13 protein-coding genes and 1 pseudogene are annotated in these 22,391 nt (G+C 41.0%); 8 read left to right on the forward strand and 6 right to left on the reverse strand.

Features of this window, described 5'->3' with window-relative positions; translation table 11 throughout:
* Nucleotides 1-55 precede the first annotated feature (55 nt).
* Together pflB and pflA are read left to right on the forward strand one after the other, a co-directional pair.
* Entirely contained in the window at nt 56-2,338 is a 2,283-nt protein-coding gene (gene pflB / locus M1F14_RS17815) for a formate C-acetyltransferase (protein ID WP_042846497.1), read from the forward strand.
* A gap of 123 nt (nt 2,339-2,461) precedes the next feature.
* Nucleotides 2,462-3,259, forward strand: a complete 798-nt coding sequence (pflA, locus tag M1F14_RS17820) for a pyruvate formate lyase 1-activating protein (protein ID WP_048606575.1) — start codon at nt 2,462-2,464, stop codon at nt 3,257-3,259.
* A gap of 283 nt (nt 3,260-3,542) precedes the next feature.
* Here pflA and M1F14_RS17825 read toward each other — a convergent pair whose 3' ends face one another.
* The gene (locus tag M1F14_RS17825) at nt 3,543-4,634 is read right to left on the reverse strand and encodes a DUF1120 domain-containing protein (protein ID WP_181469164.1); all 1,092 of its coding nucleotides are present in this window, start codon (nt 4,632-4,634) and stop codon (nt 3,543-3,545) included.
* Nucleotides 4,635-4,729: 95 nt separating this feature from the next.
* On the opposite strand from M1F14_RS17825, the pseudogene M1F14_RS17830 reads away from it, so the two are divergent.
* Nucleotides 4,730-5,065, forward strand: a pseudogene (locus tag M1F14_RS17830) (ISNCY family transposase); the annotation flags it as partial.
* 670 nt (nt 5,066-5,735) lie between these two features.
* Nucleotides 5,736-6,542 (forward strand): BPSS1780 family membrane protein, encoded by an 807-nt coding sequence (locus tag M1F14_RS17835; RefSeq protein ID WP_042846502.1) that lies wholly within the window; start codon nt 5,736-5,738, stop codon nt 6,540-6,542.
* Between the two features lie 418 nt (nt 6,543-6,960).
* Here M1F14_RS17835 and serS read toward each other — a convergent pair whose 3' ends face one another.
* From serS to lrp, 5 genes are all read right to left on the reverse strand, one after another.
* The gene (gene serS, locus M1F14_RS17840; RefSeq protein ID WP_042846503.1) at nt 6,961-8,253 is read right to left on the reverse strand and encodes a serine--tRNA ligase; all 1,293 of its coding nucleotides are present in this window, start codon (nt 8,251-8,253) and stop codon (nt 6,961-6,963) included.
* A 109-nt stretch (nt 8,254-8,362) separates the two neighbouring features.
* A complete protein-coding gene (locus M1F14_RS17845) occupies nt 8,363-9,706 on the reverse strand; it encodes a replication-associated recombination protein A (RefSeq protein WP_042846504.1) in 1,344 nt (447 codons plus the stop codon).
* Nucleotides 9,707-9,791: 85 nt separating this feature from the next.
* Nucleotides 9,792-10,412 carry an outer membrane lipoprotein chaperone LolA gene (lolA, locus tag M1F14_RS17850; RefSeq protein WP_042846505.1) on the reverse strand — a complete coding sequence of 207 codons (621 nt, stop codon included), beginning with the start codon at nt 10,410-10,412 and terminating at the stop codon, nt 9,792-9,794.
* A 106-nt stretch (nt 10,413-10,518) separates the two neighbouring features.
* A complete protein-coding gene (locus M1F14_RS17855; RefSeq protein ID WP_405127792.1) occupies nt 10,519-14,187 on the reverse strand; it encodes a DNA translocase FtsK 4TM domain-containing protein in 3,669 nt (1,222 codons plus the stop codon).
* 413 nt (nt 14,188-14,600) lie between these two features.
* Entirely contained in the window at nt 14,601-15,095 is a 495-nt protein-coding gene (lrp, locus tag M1F14_RS17860; RefSeq protein WP_004918089.1) for a leucine-responsive transcriptional regulator Lrp, read from the reverse strand.
* A gap of 538 nt (nt 15,096-15,633) precedes the next feature.
* On the opposite strand from lrp, the gene trxB reads away from it, so the two are divergent.
* The 4 genes from trxB to M1F14_RS17880 all read left to right on the forward strand — a co-directional run bounded on the left by trxB (nt 15,634) and on the right by M1F14_RS17880 (nt 22,385).
* The gene (trxB, locus tag M1F14_RS17865) at nt 15,634-16,593 is read left to right on the forward strand and encodes a thioredoxin-disulfide reductase (RefSeq protein ID WP_042846507.1); all 960 of its coding nucleotides are present in this window, start codon (nt 15,634-15,636) and stop codon (nt 16,591-16,593) included.
* A 183-nt stretch (nt 16,594-16,776) separates the two neighbouring features.
* Entirely contained in the window at nt 16,777-18,456 is a 1,680-nt protein-coding gene (locus M1F14_RS17870; protein WP_048606565.1) for a DUF4153 domain-containing protein, read from the forward strand.
* Between the two features lie 417 nt (nt 18,457-18,873).
* Entirely contained in the window at nt 18,874-20,640 is a 1,767-nt protein-coding gene (locus M1F14_RS17875) for a heme ABC transporter permease/ATP-binding protein CydD (RefSeq protein WP_071547881.1), read from the forward strand.
* A 2-nt stretch (nt 20,641-20,642) separates the two neighbouring features.
* Nucleotides 20,643-22,385, forward strand: coding sequence for a heme ABC transporter ATP-binding protein/permease CydC (locus M1F14_RS17880; RefSeq protein WP_181469162.1), 1,743 nt, complete (start codon nt 20,643-20,645; stop codon nt 22,383-22,385).
* Nucleotides 22,386-22,391: the final 6 nt, after the last annotated feature.

Below are 22,391 nucleotides of genomic sequence, written 5' to 3' on the forward strand. Positions count from 1 at the left end.
ACAAAAAGATTTATTAAGATCCTTAAAAGATCCATTGTTAAAAGGTAAAAGTATCATGTCCGAGTTAAATGAAAAATTCGCTTTAGCATGGCAAGGTTTTAACCAAGGTAACTGGCAGGATAACGTCGATGTACGTGATTTTATCCAGAAAAACTACACTCCATATGAAGGTGATGAATCTTTCTTAGCAGGCTCTACCCCAGCGACTGACGCACTGTGGGATAAAGTCATGGAAGGGATCAAAATCGAAAACCGCACTCACGCGCCAGTTGATTTTGACACAGATGTTGCGTCAACTATCACTTCCCATGATGCTGGTTACATTACTAAAGAATTAGAAAAAATCGTTGGTTTACAAACTGACGCCCCTCTGAAACGTGGTCTTATCCCGTTCGGTGGTATCAAAATGGTTGAAGGCTCATGTAAAGCTTATGACCGCACTTTAGACCCAGAAATCAAAAAAATCTTCACTGAATATCGTAAGACTCACAACCAAGGTGTTTTCGACGTTTACACACCAGACATCTTAAAATGCCGTAAATCAGGTATCTTAACAGGTCTACCGGATGCATATGGTCGTGGTCGTATCATCGGTGACTACCGTCGCGTTGCACTGTACGGTATTGATTTCCTGATGAAAGACAAATTTAACCAATTCACCTCTTTGCAAGAAAGATTAGAAAAAGGTGAAGACCTGCAAATGACTATCCAACTGCGCGAAGAAATTGCTGAACAGCACCGCGCATTGGGTCAAATGAAAGAAATGGCTGCAAAATACGGTTACGATATTTCTGCACCAGCAACAAATGCACAAGAAGCTGTACAGTGGACTTACTTCGGTTACTTAGCCGCAGTGAAATCACAAAATGGTGCAGCAATGTCATTTGGTCGTGTTTCAACGTTCTTAGACGTTTATATCCAACGTGATATCGAAGCAGGTAAACTGACTGAACAACAAGCGCAAGAACTGATTGACCACTTAGTCATGAAACTGCGTATGGTACGTTTCTTACGTACACCTGAATACGATGAGCTATTCTCTGGTGACCCAATTTGGGCAACAGAATCATTAGCGGGTATGGGTCTTGATGGCCGTACTTTAGTCACCAAAAATACGTTCCGCTTCCTGAACACACTGTATACCATGGGCCCATCTCCAGAGCCTAACATGACTATTTTGTGGTCAGAAAAACTGCCATTGAATTTCAAAAAATATGCGGCAAAAGTCTCTATCGATACTTCATCAGTTCAATATGAAAACGACGACCTGATGCGTCCAGATTTCAACAACGATGACTACGCTATTGCATGTTGTGTTAGCCCAATGATTGTTGGTAAACAAATGCAGTTCTTCGGTGCTCGTGCTAACTTAGCGAAAACCATGCTGTATACCATCAATGGTGGTATCGATGAAAAACTGAAAATGCAAGTTGGTCCTAAACATGCACCAATCATGGACGAAGTCCTTGACTTCGATACTGTGATGAATCAAATGGATGGCTTTATGGACTGGTTAGCAACTCAGTACGTCACTGCACTGAACTGCATCCACTTCATGCACGACAAATACAGCTATGAAGCTTCTCTAATGGCGCTGCATGACCGTGATGTCTATCGTACAATGGCATGTGGTATTGCGGGTCTGTCTGTTGCAGCTGACTCACTGTCTGCGATTAAGTATGCCAAAGTTAAACCAATTCGTGATGAAGACGGTATTGCAATCGACTTTGAAATCGAAGGCGAGTATCCACAATTCGGTAATAACGATTCTCGTGTAGATGATATCGCGTGTGACTTAGTTGAACGTTTCATGAAGAAAATTCAGAAACTACCTACTTATCGTAACGCAGTACCAACTCAGTCAATCTTAACTATCACATCTAACGTTGTGTATGGTAAGAAAACAGGTAATACCCCTGATGGTCGTCGAGCAGGTGCTCCGTTTGGCCCAGGTGCAAACCCTATGCACGGCCGTGACCAAAAAGGTGCGGTTGCATCGTTAACTTCTGTTGCTAAACTGCCATTTGCTTACGCGAAAGACGGTATTTCTTATACTTTCTCTATCGTACCAAATGCATTAGGTAAAGATGACGATGTTCGTAAAACTAACTTAGCAGGTCTGATGGATGGTTACTTCCACCATGAAGCGTCTATCGAAGGCGGTCAGCACCTGAACGTTAACGTTATGAACCGTGAAATGCTGTTAGATGCAATGGAAAACCCAGAAAAATACCCACAACTGACTATCCGTGTATCTGGTTACGCAGTGCGTTTCAACTCACTGACTAAAGAACAACAGCAAGACGTTATTACTCGTACTTTCACCAGTACAATGTAATAATTAGCTTATTAAAATAAAGTAAATTAAAGGCCCCGTTTTATGGGGTCTTTTTATCTATACCAGCAACGATATTTTTCTCTCTAAAGTTTGCGGTATGACGGATATTTTGGAGTGCCTGCTATGTCTATCGATGATACTAAAACTAAAACAATAGCGACAACTAATGTGACAGAAACCCCTGCCGTACTTGGCCGTATTCACTCTTTTGAATCATGCGGTACCGTCGATGGTCCGGGGATCCGCTTTATTGTCTTTTTCCAAGGCTGCCTAATGCGCTGTCTGTATTGTCATAACCGCGATACATGGGATACCCACGGCGGTCAAATTGTGACTGTCGATGAACTAATGAAAGAAGCAGTTACCTATCGCCATTTTATGAATGCAACCGGTGGTGGTGTTACCGCATCCGGTGGCGAGGCAATTTTGCAGGCAGAATTTGTCCGCGATTGGTTCCGCGCCTGTAAAAAAGAAAATATCCATACTTGCTTAGATACGAATGGCTTTGTGCGCCGCTATGACCCTGTTATTGATGAACTAATGGATGTTACTGATTTAGTCATGCTCGATTTAAAACAAATCAATGATGATATCCACCAAAAATTAGTGGGTGTATCCAACCAGCGTACACTTGAATTCGCTCGCTATCTGGCTAAACGTAATCAAAAAACATGGGTTCGCTATGTCGTTGTGCCAGGTTGGAGTGATGATGACCACTCAGTGCATCTGCTAGGTGAGTTTACTAAAGATATGAGTAATATCGAAAAAATCGAGTTATTACCTTACCATGAGCTGGGTAAACACAAGTGGGAAACTATGGGTGAAGAATATAAACTCGATGGGGTGAGACCACCATCAAAAGAAGTCATGGAGCGTGTTAAAAGCATTCTCGAAAGCTATGGCCATAAAGTGATGTATTAATACTCGTTGGGGCTTGAAATAAAGCCCCCCTTACCTTAGCGCATTGCAACTGGCTCTGTTAGTTGGGGTTGGTTTTATCAAGCAATACGCAGGTATAAAACAATTTATCCGATGCAGGTTTCCATTTCCGTATATTGTTTTTGAATTAATAACGAATATTTGGAATTGGTAATCAAACATAGAAAATGCTGTTTTACGTACCGTTCAAATACTGCAAAAACAGACCAACCGAGAATAAATTTGCGACTATGTGTTGATGCGACGTAGCCTGCCCCCCTTAAATCTACAAATAGCATAATTCAATGATAGAGCGGCCTTTGAATTTAATTTCTTTATTAACAGTTAGTAAAGAAGCTTTATTAATAAAAGCTTGAACTTTTATTGTGCCTTTTATATTAGAAAAAAGAGCAGGTTGCAAACTCCCTAATTTTGCCCAAGATATGATTTTATTTGAGGAATCATTAGGTAATAAATCACCATTCGCATGTTGCCAAATGATATTTTGGTCTCCACAAGATGCATTACCTGATATTGGCTGCACTCTCTCTGCCTTATTATCTACATATAAAGAACCTAAATCTAACGCTATCGCATATCCACCAATAGGAACACCTTCCTGAGTATTACCTAATCCCCCTGCCATCATATTGTTATTTAATAACTGAACAGGAGGAACTCCATAACCGCTAACACCTTCTTGTTTATTTGGCGCAAGTGAACGTTCAATTTGATTAAAAGTTTGGAGTGCTATAGCAGTTTTCCCCGAATCACATTGTACAGTGAAGTTAATATTTTTTTCGGGTAATATTGTATAAGAATAATTACTTAACTCATTTCTATTTATAGCACCATAGTCAATTGAGGTAGAATCAACAATAAGATTACATGCTGTTGTCATTTCTGAATAACTAATACTTAAACTTGTACTTCCACCCAACGTTTTTAACGGTATTTTGTTCCGAACAACAACACCTTTTTTACTCAATGAATTAATTTTTAAATCAACAAGTAAATTGAAGGAAAATACTTTTCCTTTTTCACCCTGTGCGGGTTGAATACGTAGATTGGGATGAATTTTAACATCTTTTTGTGATGAGTTGATTCTATTTGAGCTATTTAATTCAATAGCATCGATTAAAATAGGTTTCCCATCAAGCATCGGATTATTTACATTTAAAATAGCTTCAGATGTATTATTTGAAAAGGTATTGCTAATCGTAGAAAAATCAATATATGGGGTAGTTTCTTCACTGCACTCTACTACTACAGGAACAATCCGATTCCCCGCATATACCACACCATTTTGTTTTTTTGTATTAAAATCAGCTAAGGTATCATAGTTAACCTCATCTGTTCCCAAGTTGATAATACTCACCCTCTATTTCTTAGATTAGTGTTTTATTGGTACTAAAAAGCGCTATCTCAACTATAGCAATCGCTGGTTTAAAGGTCGTGCTCTAGTCTAGAGCAGCTCTAATTTACGTTGATGATGCGACAAGTTCACTGATGTAACTGAGATTTGTTAAATATGGAGCCACTTTTAGTTATTTTGAAGCAGCTACAGTGATATAGAAAAGCATGACAACCTCCTTTCGTGATACAGAAACAAAGCAAGCATTTTTCAGATCAATAATAAAAATATAACTAAAGGCGATGAGCACACTGAATTTGGAAGAACGATGCGCGACTTAATATCCAAACCATTTGTATTCAGACTAGCTCAGATAAAGATCGTGTCGAAGTGCTCATTTAACCCTTCACGACTGGCTAGTCAAAGAGTTCAGGCATAAAGGTATCAGTTGTATGGGAGAATTGATATTTTCCCAATAGAACAACCTCCACAGCTGTACCATAAAAAACATACCCAATATGCTAGGTACTGGCTTTATACCTATACTCCCACTTCACCACACAGGTACATATCTTGACTTAGTTTTCCTACTAATTTTGATTAGTACAAACCCTACGTTCAACAATATAGTGCGATTAACCCGAAAAAATTAATATAAATACCTTATTTCAATATACCGATTACGTTCCTTTTAAATAAAGGAATTACAACGTATGTTTCTACTGAAAGAAATTAAACCATCAGATATCTGCCCAATATCGAGTATTAGTTTATAAAAATTACCAATATTAACCATGTTGTTTTCATGGGTAATGTATTTCAATTAAGAATGATTTAATGCTCTATTAATGTGTTATAAAAACAAAAAACAGTATTTTATACCAACTTAAAAAGCCAATTGTTTGTTGTCATTGATAAAATATTGTCTATTTGGATTTTTTAACAAAATACTTTTTATTGAAAAAATAATTAAACATAAATACCTTACCAGAATTGTCTGCTTTATAATGTACTCACTTATCTGCATACTACTGCCAATAAGTAACAAGAGTGACATAAACTCAAAACACTTATCTATAATAATATATTGCTAACTCACTACGAAAAATAGGTTCCTTTTTTATCATGAATAATGAAAACTTTAGTGCAGATAACAACCCTGCACCTACAATTGACCCACAAAATCAAACTGATACTTTTGTTTTCCATGCTGAGCCTCGCGCGGTAGATGCTGGTGAAGGGGTTAACTGGATCAGCCAATCATGGTCTCTCGTTAAAGAGAAACTGGGTATGTGGATCTTGATTAACATCGTACTATTTGCATTAATCTTTATCATTTCGATGATCCCTTTCCTTAATTTACTGATTACCTTTATTACTCCTATTTTTATTGGCGGTATTATTGCAATCTGTGAAAACCAGCGTAAAACAGGTCAAGCTGAAATTGGCTTACTATTCGCCGGTTTCCAAAATAAATTCGGTACCCTATTTGCCGTTGGTGCAATCAACTTTGCCGCTAACTTAGTGGGTATGATCATCGCCTTTATTATTGGTGGTTCCGCTATGTTTGGTTTATTGATGGAAAGCAACCAATATGGCTCACCATCTGATGCTGCAATCCTTGCGTCTTCAGGTACATTCTTCTTTGCAATCATTATTATGGCTGTTGCTGCATTAGTCGGTACCGCATTAACTTGGTTTGCACCTGCACTGGTAATGAACCATAACTTTACTGTTGGCGCTGCAATTTCTGCCAGCTTACAAGCTGTTAAGAAAAACATCCTGCCAGGCATTCTGTTCTTTATCGTTATTTCAATCCTAATGATAATTTCAGTTATTCCTTTAGGTTTAGGTCTGTTAGTTTCTATGCCAATTATGTATGCTTGTTATTACAGCAGCTACCGTAGCCTGTTTTTCTCCCAAGTAAAATAAGCCAAGGTATGATGATTTAGCGATTTTGCTAAATCATTAAATCTAAAAAAGGAAAGCATATGCTTTCCTTTTTACTATCCCCTACAAATCCACATATATTTCTTTAAATAATAATTTTCTTCCTCCTTTAATAAATTCGAGTTGTTTTCCATGTATTTCGATATCACTGATTTGAAACTGTGTTAATGTCGCTAATGCAGGAAGCATCAGCCATGGAGAGGAACTAACTTATCTTACATTGCAATCTGTAGGTGAATGAATGGGTGGGTTAGAAAATGAATTAAATATTGGCATATTTAGTCATTCAGTGAAAGGGGGCTCAGGTTTAACCTGAAGATACTTATTCAGAACACGTTAAATTTGCAAAAAAAACGCGACCACTATGAGCCGCGTTTAACTTTTGAAAGAATAACGGAAATTAACCGATATATTCTAGGCCTTTCATATATGGGCGTAATACTTCTGGAACTTCAATACGGCCATCTGCTAATTGGTAGTTTTCTAAAATCGCCACCAATGTACGACCAACGGCTAAACCAGAACCATTTAGCGTATGAACTAGTTGAGTTTTCTTATCACTCTTACCACGGAAACGCGCTTGCATACGACGTGCTTGGAAATCCCACATGTTTGAACAAGAAGAAATCTCACGGTATGTATTTTGAGCTGGTAACCATACTTCTAAGTCGTAAGTTTTGCGTGAACCGAAACCAATATCACCAGTACATAAAATCACTTTACGGTAAGGTAAGTTCAATAATTGCAGAACCTTCTCAGCGTGACCTGTTAGCTCTTCCAGTGCATCCATCGATTTTTCAGGGTGAACTATTTGTACAAGCTCAACTTTGTCGAACTGGTGCATACGGATAAGACCACGAGTATCCCGACCATATGAACCCGCTTCAGAACGGAAACAAGGTGTATGTGCAGTCATTTTTAGCGGAAGATCATTTTCATCTAAAATTTCATCCCGTACTAAGTTAGTAACAGGGACTTCTGCTGTTGGGATCAACGCATAAGTGCTGCTGTCTGCTTCTTCTTCCAACGGTTTGGTATGGAATAAATCTTCACCAAACTTTGGTAATTGGCCGGTACCGTACAGCGTATCATGATTGACCAAATACGGAACATATAGCTCTTGATAACCGTGCTGCTCTGTATGTAAATCCAACATAAATTGGGCTAACGCACGGTGCATACGGGCTATTTGCCCTTTCATCACCACGAAGCGTGCACCGGTCAGTTTTACCGCAGCAGGGAAGTCTAGGCCCCCTGTTAATTCGCCTAGGCTAACGTGATCTTTAACTTCAAAATCATATTCACGAGGTTTACCCCAACGCGCAACCTCAACATTGTCGGAATCATCTTTGCCATCAGGAACTTGGTCATCAGGAATATTCGGGATACTCAATGCAATATCACGGATTTCTTGTTGCAGCTTGTCTAATTCTGCCTTAGCAGAATCCAATTTTTCGCCTAATAAGTTAACTTCTTGACGTAATGGCTCAATATCTTCACCACGTGCCTTAGCCGCACCGATAGTTTTCGATCGCGAGTTACGGTCTGCTTGCAGGGTTTCAGTTTCAACTTGTAAAACTTTGCGGCGTTCTTCTAATTCACGCAGCTTTTCCACATCAAGGGTAAAACCCCTGCGAGCCAGTTTTTCAGCAACCGCGTCTAGCTCCGTACGCAGTAAATTTGGATCGAGCATGCTTATCCTGTGATAATTGTTAGTTATTGATGGTACTTAATATAACGCATTCCAGCGTTATAAATAAAAGTATAGTAATTGGCTATATAACCTTACCGCATTGCCCAGTTTAGCGATAGCGTTTTATGGCACTATTTTGATCCTGTTGGGCTAACCAGTCTAATTTTTCAGCAAACTTGCTCTCTTGCCCTCGTTTTTCAGGGTAATAATAACGCGTTGCCTGCATTGGCTCAGGAAAGTAGTTTTCCCCAGCAGCGTAAGCATTAGGCTCATCATGAGCATAACGATACCCTTTCCCTGCCCCCATTTCTTTTAACAACTTAGTTGGGGCGTTGCGTAAATGCTCAGGGACATCGTAGTCGGGCTGCATTTGAGCATCTTTAATAGCTGCTTTATATGCGGTGTAGACAGCATTACTTTTTGGAGCGCAGGCAAGGTAAATAATCGCTTGGGCAATTGCACGCTCACCTTCTGCGGGCCCCACTCGGGTAAAACAATCCCATGCAGAAATGGCCACTTGCATAGCCCGAGGGTCGGCATTCCCGACATCTTCAGAAGCTATTGCTAACAAGCGGCGTGCGACATAAAGTGGATCTCCCCCCGCCGTAATGATCCTTGCATACCAATAGAGCGCGGCGTCAGGGGCCGAGCCTCTTACTGACTTATGCAATGCAGAAATTAAATCGTAATAACGGTCACCTTTATTATCGAAGCGTGCAGTACGTTCACCACTGACTTCTTTCAGTAAGTCAGCGGTCAAAATACGTTGGCCTTGGCTATCGGCTTCAGCCATATCGGCCATCATTTCCAATAAATTCAATGAGCGCCGAGCATCGCCATTAACTAACTGTGCAATAATTTTACGTGTACTGTCAGGTAGAAGAATATTTTGCCCACCTAGCCCTCTTTCTGTATCAGCTAAGGCTTGTAACAATACTAGCTCAATATCCGCTTCTTCCAGTGACTTAAGTAAATAAACCCTTGCGCGCGAAAGTAGTGCAGAATTCAACTCAAATGAAGGGTTCTCTGTTGTCGCCCCAATGAATGTGATCGTGCCATCTTCGATATGAGGTAAAAAAGCATCTTGCTGGCTTTTATTAAAACGATGAACTTCATCCACAAATAAAATTGTTCTGCGGCCTGCGCTACGGTTTTGGCGTGCTTTTTCTATTGACTCACGGATTTCTTTAACACCTGAGGTAACAGCAGAAATACGCTCTATGTCAGCCTGAGCATAATGGCCAATCACTTCAGCAAGAGTCGTTTTACCTGTCCCCGGTGGCCCCCATAAAATCATGGAGTGCAAATGCCCTGCTTTAATAGCGCGTGGTAATGGTTTCCCCTCCGCTAGCAAATGCTTTTGGCCAATGTATTGCTCAAGGGTTTCAGGCCGCATTCTTGCTGCTAAAGGTTGGAATTCATTCTGCGAAAAATCGAGAGACAGGTTACCCACGAGATCCTCTTTTTTACGTCTTAAAAATAAAGAAGTGCAAATCACCAGGCCATTAAAACCTGATGATTATTGTCGTTACTATTGGTTATTTTGCATTCGGTCGCTGGTCATCTAAGGTCACCCCTTTAGGCATCGTAAATTTGAATTTACTTGCATCAACAGGACCATTTTTTTGTTCTTTTAACTGATAAGCACTGACTTGCCCATCCTGTTCCACTGCCGAAAATTTTTCAATTGTCCCTTCTGGTGAGACTGTGATTGAAAAGCGTTTCAAGGTGCCATTAGTTTGCTTTGGTTTTAAATCAAACGTGTTACCTTGCTGAATAATTGAATACTGCTTCCAATCTTTAGGATCATTACGAGTGATTAATAAAAATGGCGTGTCTTGTGTGGCATCGGCCAAATTAGTTACCGTAACTTGTTCAACAAAAGGGTTATAAAACCACAAGTTTTTGCCGTCCGAGACTAATACACTTTCATCAGGTGATGTCATATTCCAATTGAATAAATTCGGGCGTTCAAGCCATAAATCCCCAACACCTTCTTGAACAAGATCCCCTTCAGGGCTAGTCACCTTCTGTGAAAAACTGGCTTGGAAGCTATTGACCTTGTTCAGACGAGCTTGTAGGTCTTGGCTGGCGTCGGCCAGTACTTGGCCGATATGTAAACTGAAGGCGAGTACGCCTAATAACATCATTTTTTTCATCGAACAATGACCTTAAGTTATGACCCTAAGAGGTGTGATAACGTTATACACCCCTAAAATTAAACCAACAATCAGCACACTAAATGATTAAGCTATTAACCTATTTTTAATGCCCCATTGACGGTGGCGCAAGGACTTCACGATTCCCGTTATGACCTTGTTCACTCACAATACCTTGGATCTCCATTTGCTCAACAATCCTTGCGGCGCGGTTATAGCCAATCCTAAATTGACGTTGAACACCGGAAATAGAAACACGTTGTTTTTCAACCACAAACTCTACAGCTTGGTCAAATAATGGGTCAAGTTCTTCCCCACCACTATCATAGCCCCCACCTTCGTTATCATCACTACAAGTGGTAATGTTATCAATATATTGTGGTTTCCCACGCGCCTTCCAATCATTCACAACCGCATGAACCTCTTGGTCACGAACAAAAGCACCGTGTACACGCATAGGGATTGATGAGTTTGGCGGAAGATATAGCATATCCCCCATCCCTAATAGGGACTCAGCACCGCCTTGGTCAAGGATAGTACGAGAGTCTATTTTACTGGAAACAGTAAATGCAATACGAGTAGGGATGTTTGCTTTGATCAACCCAGTGATAATGTCGACAGACGGACGTTGCGTTGCAAGAACAAGGTGAATACCTGCTGCTCGGGCTTTTTGTGCCAATCGAGCAATTAGCTCCTCAACTTTTTTACCTGCTGTCATCATTAAATCAGCAAATTCATCAACCATAACAACGATATAAGGTTCTTTTTTCAGCATAGGATGTTCAATTTCCATGCTATCACTAGGTTTCCAATGCGGATCAGGTATTGGACGCCCCATCTCTTCGGCTGCTTTAATTTTATCATTATAACCCGCAAGGTTACGTACACCGAGAGCAGACATTAGCTTATAACGACGTTCCATTTCATTCACACACCAACGTAATGCATTAGCAGCGTCTTTCATGTCGGTAACGACTTCTGTCAATAAATGCGGGATCCCTTCATAGATGGAAAGCTCCAACATTTTCGGGTCAATCATAATAAAGCGGACATCTTCGGGCTTCGCTTTATACAAAATACTGAGGATCATGGCGTTGACACCAACGGATTTACCTGACCCAGTGGTACCTGCTACTAATAAATGCGGCATTTTTGCTAAATCAGCAACCACGGGGTCACCTTCGATATCTTTACCTAACACAATCGTTAATGGCGAAGGGTTTTTCCTAAAGTCATCGCAGTCTAAAACTTCACTTAAATAAACCGTTTGGCGTTTTTCGTTAGGGAGTTCAAGCCCAACGTACGGCTTACCCGGTATCACTTCCACAACACGTACTGCCACTGTAGATAAAGAGCGTGCAAGGTCTCGTGATAATGTTGATATACGAGCGGCTTTCACACCGGGTGCCAAATCCAGTTCAAAACGCGTGATCACAGGCCCTGGGGAGAAACCAACAACCTCAGCTTTCACCCGATAGTCATTTAACCGAGCTTCGATTAACCTAGCGGTTTGCTCAAGTTTAAACATGTCGACTGGTTCTTCCTGTTCAGGTGGGCTCGCCAGTAAGTCAAGGGATGGCATTGGTGTTGTTGGTTTTGGTAAAGGTTGATCATTTCGCACCAAAAACGGGTGGAATAAGCTATCTTGCTGTGGCTGCTGTGGCTGCTGTGGCTGCTGTGGCTGCTGTGGCTGTGGCTGCTGTGGCTGCTGTGGCTGCTGTGGCTGCTGTGGCTGCTGTGGCTGCTGTGGCTGCTGTGGCTGCTGTGGCTGCTGTGGCTGCTGTGGCTGCGCAAAAGTGTGTGCCGATGTTGACGAATTGCCAAGACCTTCATGAATATTATTTTGTGAATTTTCCGAAGGAACTGGCACCGCACTAAATGAAGGCATAAATAATGGGTCAGCTGGTTCATCGTCTACCAGATCATCAACTGGAGAAAAACTACCCAGCACGGAAAACTCTTTTTTCAAATCAACCTTAGATTCAAAGTGATCAGATATCTGGGAATGTTCATCTTCTGCAAAGCTATTTTTGTACACGTCATCGACTGCAGGAGTGGATTCAGTTGATGCGGGTATTGTGTGAGTATTATTAGAAAATGCTGACGCTGATGGCCAACGATGCTCAATTTCTGGCTGCGTCAAAGAACCTGATTCAGATGGTTCATCTTGCTGCTGTTGTTCTGCAACGCTCGGTTGTGCGCTAAATACCGGCGATTCATAGTCAGTTTCATCGATATCACCATAACGCTCTCGTTGTTGCTCTAAGAACTGAGCTCGTAGCAATTCATCTTGCTGTGCTTCCTCTTCCGTTTCAGAGGACTCCTGCTCACCTGCGGACCACTGTTGATACGCTTGCTCGCGTTTTAACGCCTCTTCTTGGCGGCGTTGCAACTCAGCATCACGCTGAGAAGGGATACGGATACCGTAAAGTTCACGACGAGTAGGTAAACGAACAGGGTTTGGCCTTGGTAATTCAGGCTCTACTGTTTGTTTTACTTGGGCGTGGCGTTCAAGTGCGGCAATGGAAATCCCCGCAGCAGCAATGGCCGCTGGGTCTGAAACACGCTCCGTCACTGTTGAACTTACAGCACTCGCGACATCACTAACATTCATCGATGGCGATGAAAGTGATTGTGGCTCAAACGAGTTATATTGTGGCCTTTGAGGCTCTATTTGATTATTTGACTGTTCTTGATGAGGAACATCAGCTTGATTTTGTGGTGTTATATGCTCATTAGCGTGATATTCAAATGGCGTGGATGTCGCGTTTGATTGATGAACAGGAGGTTCATCCGATATTGGTGTCGTTTCCTCAAAACCAGAACCTAATTGAGGTTGGTAATCTTCAGGCACTTCAAAATGATAGGTATTAGGCTCATCAATAGCAGAAAACGATGGCACCGTTTCTTGTTCTGGTACACCTTGAGCCGCTATTGGCGTTGCCCCTTCAGTAACCGCTGTATTTTCGGTAGACTCTGCCTCTGGTGCAGGGGATACTTCAGTCACCAACTCGGCAACAGTAGGCGCAGAAAATAAAACGTCATCTGGGTCTATAGTATCTGGGTAATTGTTAGCCCTATGCTCTGCTTCTTGCGCACGTTGTAACGCACCTTCGGTTTCTTCGACATCTACATCATAGTCATCTAAGTCATCACCCCTCGCCCTATTTGTTAATAAAGCGATAGGAAAAAGGACGGCAGATCCAATTTTTTCTGCAATTGTCAGCCATGACCAACCTGTAAATAACGTAAAACTAATAGCCCATAAGAACAGCAATGCAAGTGTTGCACCTAATGAGTTAAACCACGGCATTATTGCGTTACTAAACACGCTACCAATAACACCGCCTGAAGCAAAGTTAGGTAAATCATCAAAATTCAGTGCAGCTAGCCCACAAGAGGATAAAATTAGCGCTAACCCACCAATTAACCTTAGAGAAAGAGAGAAGAAATCAATATAGCGACGCTGACTTTCGTATTGGAAAATAGCCCAGCAACCGAGAATTAATAAGGGAGGAATTGCAAAAGCAAGAATACCAAAAGCAGAAAAAAGAATATCCGCGCTCCATGAGCCAACACTACCACCTAAATTCTTTACGGGCGCATTCCATGTGGTTTGGGACCAACTTGGGTCCGAAGGGCTGAAACTCAATAAAGCAACCATTAAAAAGATAGCGCTCAAGCAAATTGCGAGCAAAATAACCTCTAATAGCCGCCTACCGCTACTTAATTTTTTAAATTTGATGTGTTTATCTTCTGTGTATTCTTGGCTCATTATTGTTTCTTTGCTGACTGATGTTCTTTACTGATTTATGTTTATTCTAACATTAATCGCCTTGCTGTGCCTGTTTTACCGTTACGGAAGTAAATCAATGCATCACAGGAACGACAAGTTTCAGTATTTCATCTAACGCATAAGGATTCAATTTCTATTTCCCGTTAAAAATCCTAAATATTTATAGATTTAAAATCAATTAATTGGAAACAATACTCCTTGTTTACTAAGTAATTTTAGCAAACAAATGTCAACGCGGTTAGATTTGCGATTAAATGAGACACTTGAGGGTGAATAACACAATGTTTTTACTGTATTAAAACGGAACAACGCTGAGTAAACTCAGCGTTGAAACTGCAGTGCGACAACAAAGCTGAAAATGCTGTGCTGAAGTGAGGTTAAAAAAGTAAAAATTAGCGTGTTTTAATCACTAAACGGTTACTTTGTTTAACTTCTTCCATAACCACGTAGGTACGAGTATCGTTTACACCAGGTAAGCGTAAAAGAGTTTCACCTAGCAGCTTACGATATGCGGACATATCTGGCACACGCGTTTTCAACAAGTAGTCAAAATCACCAGAAACAAGGTGACATTCTTGAATTTCTTCAAGCTTTTGAACTGCTGTATTGAATTGTTCGAACACGTCTGGTGCACCACGATTCAGTGTAATCTCAACGAACACTAATAGGGATGCATCTAAGTAATGTGGATTTAACAAGGCGGTATAGCCAGAAATAAACCCTTGTCTTTCAAGACGACGCACACGCTCTAAACACGGTGTCGGTGATAAACCAACACGCTTAGACAATTCTACGTTAGAAATTCGCCCGTCTTTTTGTAGTTCGTTTAATATATTCCTGTCGATACGGTCAAGGTCTTTGCCTGGACGCTTTTTATTGTCAATCATCTCTTAATCTCTCTTTCTCTAATTGTTATTTTCTACATCTATAAAATAGCACCTTAGCCGCACCTTTTATATTTAGGGAACCGTGTTCAGGAGCAAATTTTATTCATAGTGCTGAATTTCGTGTGAATGTAATTATCACCCACAATTTTGACTCATTTTTTAAGTTTGTAAGTAGCGTAAAGTTAACTTTCCAGTAAGAACAAAAATGCGCCATTTCCATTGACCTGCTAGATAATTAACTCTTACACAGATGTTTTCGCAAATGCGCAGCCGATTGTCAAAGCAAATGAATAAAAATCAGTACAAGATTTCGCTTTTTTTTCCAGTAAAACGTTTCGCAGCCTTAATTCAAGATAATTCCTAAAAATTGTGAAGCGTGACATATTCAACTTTTTGCTACATTTTTTTACAATTAGTAGGTATTGCCTATCATAGAAATTAGTGGCATGACACTCACTCGCACTTAAACCACTTTTGTTAACCTGCTATTTCTCCTACAATCCTGTTAACGCTTTTTTTTAGATTAAAAGAGGAATTCATGAGCACAACCACACATCGCAAGTTAATCATTCTAGGTTCAGGCCCCGCAGGTTATACTGCCGCAGTCTATGCTGCACGCGCAAATTTAAGCCCAGCCCTGATTACTGGGGTGGAAAAAGGTGGTCAGTTAACTACCACCACTGAAGTTGAAAACTGGCCAGGCGACCCTGAAGGGCTTACTGGACCGATGCTAATGGAGCGCATGCATGAGCACGCAGTTAAATTTGAAACTGAAATCATCTCTGACCATATTCAAAAAGTAGATTTAAAGCAACGCCCTTTCCGACTAATCGGTGATGAAAATCAATATACTTGTGATGCCCTCATTATCGCAACAGGAGCTTCCGCTCGTTATATTGGTTTACCTTCAGAGGAAGCCTTTAAAGGTCGTGGGGTCTCTGCTTGTGCCACTTGTGATGGATTTTTTTACCGTAACCAAAAAGTCGCCGTCGTTGGTGGTGGAAATACCGCGGTTGAAGAAGCACTATATTTATCGAATATTGCCTCAGAAGTTCATTTGATCCACCGTCGTGATAGCTTCCGTGCAGAAAAAATCCTTATTAATCGTTTAATGGATAAAGTCGAAAACGGCAATATTATTCTGCATACCGACCGTACTTTAAACGAAGTACTCGGCGATGACATGGGGGTTACGGGTGTACGCCTTGAGTGCACTAAAACCCACGAAACAGAAGAAATACCTGTAATGGGAGCCTTTATTGCTATCGGCCATAGCCCAAATACCGCTATTTTTGAAGGACAATTAGACTTAGACAATGGTTACATTAAAGTCCAATCTGGCACACAAGGTAATGCAACCCAAACCTCAGTAGAAGGTGTTTTCGCCGCTGGTGATGTAATGGACCATATATACCGCCAAGCCATCACCTCAGCAGGGACAGGCTGTATGGCAGCATTAGATGCAGAACGTTACCTTGATGGGCTTGCTTCTAAATAATCTATAACGAACACCTAGGCTTTAATCTTAAATAGATTAAAGCCTTTTTTATTCCTTCCTACTCTCCCTAGTTTTTCTTAACAACTTGCTATTGCTCTATATTTTAAGAGCAAGTTTATATTGCGTGCAAAACATTCAATCTATACTGTTTTTACATAAAATTAACTTTAACAAGGCACAAATATGGGGCAGCAATTAGGGCGTGATGATATTCGTGGTTATGCCTATTTTATTATTGTAGTTCTCGCAATAATCCAAGGTGTTATTATTGCAGCTACCACGGATTATTCTATCCGTTATGATAGCCAGTTAAGTACAACAACAGTGTATCTACCAGTCTTACTCGCTATTTTTGTTCCTTCGGTCATTAGCTACTTAATTACTAATGCGAAATCCGCCATTTTTTATCTCAATATTGCAATTACAGTCGGGTTAACTTGCTGGATTAACTACTGGCACGCCCAAGATTTTAAAACGCCAACAGAAGCAGACCCATTTTTTGCCTTTCTCACACTGACTGTTTTATTCTTTTTCATGTTGCCATGGATGCAAATGTTACAAACAAGCGCAACATGGAAAATCAATTACAGTTGCTTAATGGGTTTATATATTAAAAATACTTTCCTAGGTATTTTATCCTCTGCCATTGGTGGGCTATTAGCGTTAATTATAAAGCTAGCTAGCTTTTTATTTGGCATTGTAAACCTCAATTTTTTGCACGATATCCTAGATAACGAATTAGTCTATTGGGCAGGCTTTGCTCTTGGATTCAATATCAGTTTGGTCTTTTTAAGGGCTGTACTTGATATTCAACTTAGTAATTTTGCCAGTTTTATTGCTCGATTTTTCTTACCGTTGCTTAACCTAGTCGCTGCCATTTTCTTAGTGGGTTTTGTGATTTCATATTTCTCAGGTTTAGCCTCCGTCGGTCTAGGTTCGGCAGTCATGCTGTGGTTTATTATCCTGAACCTTATTTTTATTAACTTCGTATATGGTGATGGCAGTACACAATACCGATTCCGTCCGGGGCTAAATGGTTTTGTTCTCCTTAGCATTATTCTGCTCAATGCATTTTCAGCACTGTCTCTATACGGGATCATTGCACGTGTTAACCAATACAGTTGGAGCATTGAGCGCTTATACGCTTTCACAATTGCCTTGTTTTTATCCGCTATTGTCCTTGCTTATAGCCTTGCAATTCTTCGCAAAAAAACAGCATGGATGGCATCTCTAGGTACTATCAACAAAGTCGGTATTTTGTCTTTGCTAGCGATTATTTTGGTCATCAATAGCCCGATTGCCGATTTTAAAAGGATCACGGTCAACAGTATCATAGCGGGGGTTGAAAACGGCAAAATTAAGGTAAATAGTTCTTTAGCATACGACTTAAAGCATTTAGGTGAATATGGGGAACAAGCCTATAAACAATTAGATAAAAACCCAGAATACACAGAAGCGTTTCAAACTAGCCCATACAATGAAGAACAACGTAAGCCATTGAAAGGTGTGTTAATACAAGCTAAAAACAGCCCTAAATTACCAGATAGTTGGTTTGACCTCGGTGAAAATCTCACCGGCGAATGGTATTGCACATCACAGTATGAGCCATACTCATGCATGGGCTTTATGGCAGACGCCAACCAAAATGGGCAAAATGATGTTGTTATGTGTTATACCTACCCCACCAGTGCCAGTATTGAATGCAATATTTGGCAACAACAGGAACAAAGCTGGGAGTTAGTCGATAACCAAACTCGTTTGTTTAATACTGTACAAGCGAAAGACAAAGCTTGGGATAATTTATTAGACGGACATTTTCAATTAAAACCTAAAGAATGGTTAATGATTGACCCTACCCCTTAATTTTTTCTAAAAATGTAGATGGCTTAACAGAATGTCATTTAGCCATCTACATATCAAATAAAAATACAGTAATATCTCAACCAACCTCATCTTTTAAGACTGACTGAAATATTAAATTTACTTTTATAAAACAATTTAATAACAAAACACAGTTCACTTTAAATAAGGTGCTTTTATTATGTAACATATCCTAATGAAGCTGTTATGATGGAGCCTAAATAACTCGAATTACCGAGCAAGATCAAAAATACTGGTTTTCATATCGTCATTAATTATGTTGCTAGGTCACTCTATTATCTTTCTTGTGCAGTTTAAAATAGGGACTAGCGCAATATAGTAATGATGAAAGCGACGTTGGGTTGGCATAATCTAACTACACTCAATAACATTAAAACTACACCTGCTAACTAAATCATTATGGATAAATCAAGACAGACTGAATTGGTACGTTGGTTAAAACAACACAGTGCTCCCGCGAAGCGCTGGTTGCGGATCTCTATGCTGTTGGGCATGCTTAGTGGCTTACTGATTATTGCTCAAGCGTGGTTTTTAGCCGTTATCCTACAAGCATTAATTATGGATGGCACTCCACGGGAACAACTTGTAACGCCTTTTATTCTACTAATTAGCGTCTTTATTCTTCGTGCAATTGTCACTTACATACGAGAACGTATTGGCTTTCGCTGTGGGCAAGTTGTACGCCAAGAAATCCGCACAATGGTGCTAGATAAACTCCAAGAATTAGGCCCCGTTTGGGTCAAAGGGAAACCAGCGGGGAGTTGGGCAACCATTATTCTTGAACAAATCGAAGATATGCAAGACTACTACTCCCGCTATCTACCTCAAATGTATTTAGCGGGTATTATCCCCATCATGATTTTGATTGCTATCTTTCCTTTTAACTGGGCTGCTGCGTTAATTTTATTCGTGACCGCACCGCTTATTCCTATTTTTATGGCATTAGTTGGGCTTGGCGCTGCGGATGCTAATAGGCGTAATTTCATTGCATTAGGCCGCCTCAGTGGTAGTTTTCTTGATAGGTTGCGAGGCCTCGATACTTTACGATTATTCTTCCGTGAAAAAGCAGAAATTCAGCAAATTCGTGAGTCAACTGATGATTTTCGCTCTAGAACCATGGAAGTACTGCGGATGGCCTTTCTCTCTTCTGGGGTCCTCGAATTTTTTGCGTCAATTTCTATTGCGGTTGTTGCCGTCTACTTCGGGTTTTCATACCTTGGTGAAATGAACTTCGGTAGCTATGGTTTACCTGTCACACTGTTTGCGGGTTTTTTAGCTCTCATTCTTTCCCCTGAATTCTTCCAGCCATTGCGTGATCTCGGCACATATTACCATGCGAAAGCCCAAGCGGTTGGAGCTGCTGAAACGTTAGAAACATTGCTAAATAGCGAGGGGGAACAAAAAGCCCAGCAAGGTACAAAAACCCTTCCAAATGAACCTATTCGTATCGAAGCCAAGCAGCTAGAAATTTTATCGCACGATGGGGTGTGTCTTGCAGGGCCATTAGATTTTAGTATTGAACCACAGCAACGTATTGCTTTAGTAGGCCAAAGCGGTGCGGGCAAAAGCTCTCTACTCAATCTACTATTGGGTTTTTTACCCTATAACGGCTCAATCACGGTAAATGGCATTGAATTAAGTGAATTATGCCCCGATAAGTGGCGTGAATTGCTTGGCTGGGTTGGGCAAAACCCACATCTACCCGAACAAACACTGATTGAAAATATCTGTTTAGGTAAACCTAACGCTTCTGAAGCAGAAGTTAAACATGCTATTGATAATGCTTATGTCTCTGAATTTTTACCGCACTTACCTGATGGCTTAAATACACGGCTTGGCGACTACGCCGCTCGCCTTTCTGTTGGGCAAGCACAACGAGTTGCTGTTGCTCGCGTTTTATTGAAACCATCGCGTTTATTGCTGTTAGATGAGCCCGCCGCAAGCCTTGATTCTCATAGCGAACAACGGGTTATGCAAACACTAAACCAGCTATCAGAGCAACAGACGACCCTGTTAGTCACCCATTTACTGGAAGAAACTATCGATTACGACCAAATTTGGGTAATGGCTAATGGCCAAATCATTCAACGGGGTAATTACAAACAACTCAGTCAATCTGAAGGGGCGTTTGCCCAGTTACTTGCCCACCGCAGTGAGGAGCTTTGATAATGAAAGTTTTATTACCCTTCTTAGCCCTTTATCGCCGTCATTGGTTTTTGATCACCTTAGGCATTATTTTAGCCATTGTGACCCTACTTGCCAGTATTGGGCTGTTAACTCTTTCTGGTTGGTTTTTAGCAGGTACCGCAATTGCCGGTTTCCCTGGGCTGTACTACTTTAATTATATGTTACCTGCCGCAGGTGTACGTGGCGCTGCTATTTTCCGTACTGCTGGTCGCTATGGAGAACGCCTAGTTAGTCACGATGCGACGTTTAAAGTTTTAGCTCACCTACGTGTTTTTGCATTTAGTAAAGTACTTCCACTCTCCCCAGGTGGGATCAGCCGCTTTCGCCAAGGTGAATTACTTAACCGCCTTGTTGCCGATGTAGAAACACTTGATCACCTCTATTTACGGGTGTTATCACCAATTATCACTGCATTTTTCGTGACTTTCGTGCTGATTTTTGGCTTAAGTTATCTTGACCCTCGCCTTGCGTGGACACTGGGAGCGGTCATGTTATTTTTATTATTTACCATGCCAATAGTCTTTTATCGTGCGGGTAAACCAATTGGTCGAGAACTGACTGAATTACGTGGAAATTACCGCACTATTTTAACGTCTGCACTACAAGGGCAAGCGGAATTAACATTATTTGGCGCAACATCGCGTTTTCGCCAAACCTTGTGGGGAATAGAAAATAGCTGGCAAGCTCGCCAACAGCAACAAGCTGCGCTTACAGGGCTATCACAAGCGGTTATCTTGTTTGCATCGGGTATTACCGCAACATTATTGCTGTGGATGGCTGCGGAGCATGTAGGAGGTGATACAAAGCCTGGCGCATTAATCGCATTATTTGTTTTCTGCGCCTTAGCAGCCTTTGAAGCGCTAGGCCCAGTTGCTGTTGCTTTCCAACATATGGGCCAAGTTATTGCTTCTGCCACCCGAGTTTCACAACTGATGACAGCCAAACCGGAAGTGACTTTCCCTACCCAAAGCCATTCAATAGAAACACTAGAAAGCTTAGAGGTTGAAAATATTTCGTTTACTTATCCAGAGCAGCCTTTTGCTGTTCTGAACAATGTCTCCCTGTCTTTGACTAAAGGCCAACATTTTGCCTTGTTAGGTAAGACTGGCTGTGGAAAATCTACTTTGCTTCAGCTTCTTACCCGCGCATGGGATGTCGACAGTGGAAGCATTACTCTCAATGGTCACCCCATCAATGAGTTTAGTGAACAAGCCTTGCGCAGCGTGATGTCCGTAGTACCACAGCGCGTTCATGTGTTTAGTGATACTTTGCGTAATAATTTATTATTAGCAAAAGAACAAGCGACTGATGCAGAACTTAATGAAGTGCTTCGCCAAGTTGGGTTAGGTAATTTGTTAGAAAACGAATTAAAACTCAATGCATGGATGGGCGATGGTGGCCGCCAATTATCTGGAGGGGAACAACGCCGCTTAGGGATTGCTCGGGCACTATTACACAATACTCCATTGGTCCTTATGGATGAACCGACAGAAGGGCTTGATGCACAAACTGAGCAACAAATTTTAGCACTGCTAAAAGAAAAGTGTGCAGATAAAACCTTGATTGTCATTACTCATCGGATGCAAGGTCTAGAAGAAATGGATAACATATGTGTGATGGATGATGGTAAAATCGTCGAACAAGGCACCCATCAAGCGCTGTTAGATATGCAAGGTCGGTATTACCAATTCCGCCAGCGCCATTGGGTACAGCAACCCCTTTGAGGCGCA

The sequence above is a fragment of the Providencia sp. PROV003 genome, from assembly GCF_045040775.1.
Lineage (GTDB): Bacteria > Pseudomonadota > Gammaproteobacteria > Enterobacterales > Enterobacteriaceae > Providencia > Providencia huashanensis.

Coding starts and splice junctions, on each gene's coding strand:
- pflB (WP_042846497.1), top strand. CDS start 56: ATGTCCGAGTTAAATGAAAAATTCGCTTTAGCATGGCAAGGTTTTAAC.
- pflA (WP_048606575.1), top strand. CDS start 2,462: ATGTCTATCGATGATACTAAAACTAAAACAATAGCGACAACTAATGTG.
- M1F14_RS17835 (WP_042846502.1), top strand. CDS start 5,736: ATGAATAATGAAAACTTTAGTGCAGATAACAACCCTGCACCTACAATT.
- serS (WP_042846503.1), bottom strand. CDS start 8,253: ATGCTCGATCCAAATTTACTGCGTACGGAGCTAGACGCGGTTGCTGAA.
- lolA (WP_042846505.1), bottom strand. CDS start 10,412: ATGAAAAAAATGATGTTATTAGGCGTACTCGCCTTCAGTTTACATATC.
- M1F14_RS17855 (WP_405127792.1), bottom strand. CDS start 14,187: ATGAGCCAAGAATACACAGAAGATAAACACATCAAATTTAAAAAATTA.
- lrp (WP_004918089.1), bottom strand. CDS start 15,095: ATGATTGACAATAAAAAGCGTCCAGGCAAAGACCTTGACCGTATCGAC.
- trxB (WP_042846507.1), top strand. CDS start 15,634: ATGAGCACAACCACACATCGCAAGTTAATCATTCTAGGTTCAGGCCCC.
- M1F14_RS17870 (WP_048606565.1), top strand. CDS start 16,777: ATGGGGCAGCAATTAGGGCGTGATGATATTCGTGGTTATGCCTATTTT.
- M1F14_RS17875 (WP_071547881.1), top strand. CDS start 18,874: ATGGATAAATCAAGACAGACTGAATTGGTACGTTGGTTAAAACAACAC.
- M1F14_RS17880 (WP_181469162.1), top strand. CDS start 20,643: ATGAAAGTTTTATTACCCTTCTTAGCCCTTTATCGCCGTCATTGGTTT.